Raw genomic sequence first — 3,530 nt, 5'->3', positions numbered from 1 at the left:
GCAGTGGCGTAGACACCCTCTGTGCTACCGAGAGGCCCTGCCTTCATGCCCCCGCGCGGCCACAATCACCTGAACAGCACGCCCGTACGGAACCCCCAGCTCCACACTCGGTTTCGAGAAGCCCTCTGAAGCAAGGCCCTTCGGCCGCCCGGCATCTTGCTCGGATGGTGCTGCGCCGACCTTCCACGGGCACCCGGCAAACGGCACCACACACATCCCACATTCCTGCTATTGAATGACTACGCTCTGTGGATAGAGGTGAAGCTCCGGAGGGCACGAGCGGTACTGTCCTTGTGTGGCAACTATCGCGCTGTTCAGCACTGACGATCTCTCCCTTCCCGAGTCTCTACAGGAGGCCGTGGAGCACGGAGAGGTGTTCACGCGTGCATGGGTGGTCGAGCTCATCCTGGACCTTCTGGGCTACACGGCAGACAAGGACCTCTGCGACCTGAAGCTCGTGGAGCCTGCTTGTGGCGGCGGCGCATTTTTGGCTGTTGTCGCCTCCAGAATCAGCGCTTCCTGCCAGGCGCACCAGCGCCCCATCACAGATGCGATCGCCGCCGTCCGTGCCTTCGACCTGCTGGACCGGAATGTCGAGCAGAGCCGGACGCTGGTCGCGGAAACGCTGCAGGAAGGAGGCTGGGGTCCGGAGGACGCAAGGAAGGTCGCCGAAGCATGGGTGACGCGGGGCGACTGAGCTGACCCCGGATTCGTGGAGTCCCTGAAGCCAGGCTTATGATCCTGGACCGAAGGAGAACCACGAGCAGTGCCAGCACCACGCAAGTACCCGGACGAGCTCCGCGAGCGGGCCGTCCGCGAGGTCCGCACGACGGGCCGGCCGATCGCGCACGTCGCCAAGGACCTGGGCATTCACAAGGAAGCCCTGCGCGGCTGGGTCCGTCAGGCCGAGGCGGACGCCGGCGAACGCAACGACCGACTGACCACCGCCGAGCACGAGGAACTGAAGCAACTCCGCAAAGAAGTAGCGGAGCTGAGGCGGGCGAACGAGATTCTGAAGGCCGCGAGCGCGTTTTTTGCGGCGGAACTCGACCGTCCCCGGACGAGGCCGACCAGGTGATCGAGCACCTCAAGAGCTCGTAACACGATCTTGTTGAGGCGCCCTGGTCGGGCGTGACTGATGTGATGATTCGGCCGTTCGGGAGGGTGTGAGTGCTCGGCCGTGGATCGTGGATGACGACTTGTGGATGCTGATCGAGCCGCTGCTGCCTCCGTGGCCTGAGAAGTCGCCGGGGCCGCGGCCGGTGGCGGACCGGCTGTGTCTGCAGGGCATCCTGTACGTGCTCTACAACGACATAGCCTGGCAACTCCTGCCCCTGGAGCTGGGGTTCGGCTCCGGGCAGACGTGCTGGCGTCGCCTGGAGCGGTGGCAGCAGGCCGGGGTCTTCGACCAGTTGCACCGCATCCTGCTCGCCGAGCTCAATGCGGCCGGCGAACTCGACTGGTCCCGCGCGTGCGTGGACGGCTCCCACGTCCGCGCGAAAAGGGGGGAGCCGACACCGGTCCGTCGCCGGTCGACCGGCGGAAGACGGGCAGCAAACACCACCTGATCTGCGACGGACGCGGCACTCCGCTCAAGGTCATCACCACCGCGGCCAACGTCAACGACGTCACCCAGACCCTCGCCCTCATCGACGGCATCCCGCCCGTGGCCGGACGGCCCGGCCGCCCGCGCCGCCGCCCCGACTCGCTGCTCGGCGACAAGGGCTACGACTCCAACCCCAACCGGCGGGAGCTGCGCAAGCGGCGGATCCTGCCGGTCATCTCCCGCAAAGGCGCCCCGAACATCAAGGGCCTGGGCAAACTCCGCTACGTCGTCGAGCAGACCTTCGCCCTGCTCCACCAGTTCAAGCGCCTCGCCGTCCGCTGGGAGCGCCGAACCGAACTCCACAATGCCTTCGTCTCGTTGGCGTGCAGCTTGATCTGCTGGAGGCGCCTCAAGAGATCATGATCGTGTTACGAGCTCTATGCATCAGCCTGTGCCGAGAATCCAACGTTGCCCGACGACACCATCTCGGATGTGACTACTGCCTACGACGGTCAGGCGGTAGGTGTCCCGCCGACCAAGGGAGACGCGACAGCTTCCTATCGGGTAGCTGACTACGACGCAAATCGGCAGCCGATCTACAAAGTCGTGTCCACGTCAAGTTACGACGCGTTGGGGCGGTTGATCACCGCCACTGATGCCCTCAACAGGACATCAACAACGTCTTACGTCTCTGCTGGAACTGGTTATGGCCCTGTCGTCAGGCTTACATCGACCGACCCGAAGCAATACACATCCACCACGGACGTGGATCCGGCTTGGGGAACCGCGCTCAAATTCGTGGACCCCAATGGGAATGTCACTGAGCAAGCCGTCGACGCTCTGGGACGCTTGATCTCAGTATGGAAGCCGGATCGTGCACGCGCCCTGAACGACGCACCGAGCCTTGTATACACATACAGCGTAAATAACGACAAGGAAACTTGGATCCGCACTGACACGCTGAAAGCGGACGGCAAAACGTACAACACCATGTACGAAATACTCGACTCGCTTCTGCGTCCTCGTCAGAAGCAAGTACCGTCACCCACCGGAGGGCGGGTGATCTCAGAGACGCTTTACGATGACCGCGGGCAGGCGTATATAAAGAACGACCAAGTTCACGACAACCTCGCGCCAGAGGGCAGGCTCGCCAACACGTTCCCTGGTTCTGTTCCCGCATCCACGGAGACGGTTTTCGACGGGGCAGGTCGTGCGACTGATTCGATCTTCAGGGTTTACGATCAGGAGCGGTGGCGGACCAGCACCCGCTACGAGGGTGACCGGACGTCTGTGACCGCTGCCCCAGGCGGCAGCGGCACCCTTACCGTCACTGATGCCCGTGGGCGAACCATCGAGCGCCGAGAATACGCCGGGCCTACTCCGGCTGGCGCAGATTACTCAACTACGCGCTATACATACACTCCGGGCGGCCAGGTCGAAAGCATCACAGGTCCAGATGGCGCCGTATGGCGATACGCGTACGATCTGCGCGGCCGCCAAATTTCCCTGGTCGATCCAGACCGTGGCAAGATCACGTCAACGTTCAACGAGGCAGACCAGCCTCTGACAGCAACCACGACGGTAAATGGCGCGCTGCGCACCCTGATCACTGACTATGACGAGCTCGGCCGCAAGATAGGCACCTGGGACGGAGTCCAGGACAATACCCACCAGCTGACCAAGTTCACCTACGACAGCCTGGCCAAGGGACAGCCCACCGCTGCCATCCGCTACGTCGGCGGCACCACCGGCAAGATCTACTCCCAGGTCGTCACCGGCTATGACGCACTCGGCCGGCCCAAGGGCACCAAAACCGTCATCGCCGCCACCGACCCCCTGGTCACCGCCGGCGCGCCGCAGACCTTCACCACCTCCACCGTCTACAACATCGACGGCACCATCCAGTCCACCTCGATGCCCGCGCTGGCCGGCCTGCCCGCAGAGAGCGTCCACAACACCTACAACAACCTCGGCATGCTCACCG

At 63.7% G+C, this 3,530-nt stretch carries 2 protein-coding genes and 2 pseudogenes; all 4 read left to right on the top strand.

Going from position 1 to position 3,530, the window contains the following annotated elements; genetic code table 11:
• The first annotated feature begins 295 nt into the window (after positions 1-295).
• Positions 296-697, top strand: a complete 402-nt coding sequence (locus MTQ10_RS29010; RefSeq protein ID WP_247473356.1) for a hypothetical protein — start codon at positions 296-298, stop codon at positions 695-697.
• Between the two features lie 69 nt (positions 698-766).
• Positions 767-1,057: pseudogene (locus MTQ10_RS29005) on the top strand (transposase); the annotation flags it as partial.
• 148 nt (positions 1,058-1,205) lie between these two features.
• A protein-coding gene (locus MTQ10_RS29000; protein WP_247473359.1) for an IS5 family transposase occupies positions 1,206-1,969 on the top strand; the annotation gives its coding sequence in 2 pieces (ribosomal slippage) (positions 1,206-1,500 and positions 1,500-1,969; 765 coding nt in all).
• Positions 1,970-1,978: 9 nt separating this feature from the next.
• A pseudogene (locus MTQ10_RS28995) lies at positions 1,979-3,530 on the top strand (hypothetical protein); the annotation flags it as partial.

The organism is Streptomyces sp. XM83C (assembly GCF_023072675.1).
GTDB classification, from domain to species: domain Bacteria; phylum Actinomycetota; class Actinomycetes; order Streptomycetales; family Streptomycetaceae; genus Streptomyces; species Streptomyces thermocoprophilus.
This window is presented reverse-complemented; position numbering and strand designations above follow the sequence as displayed.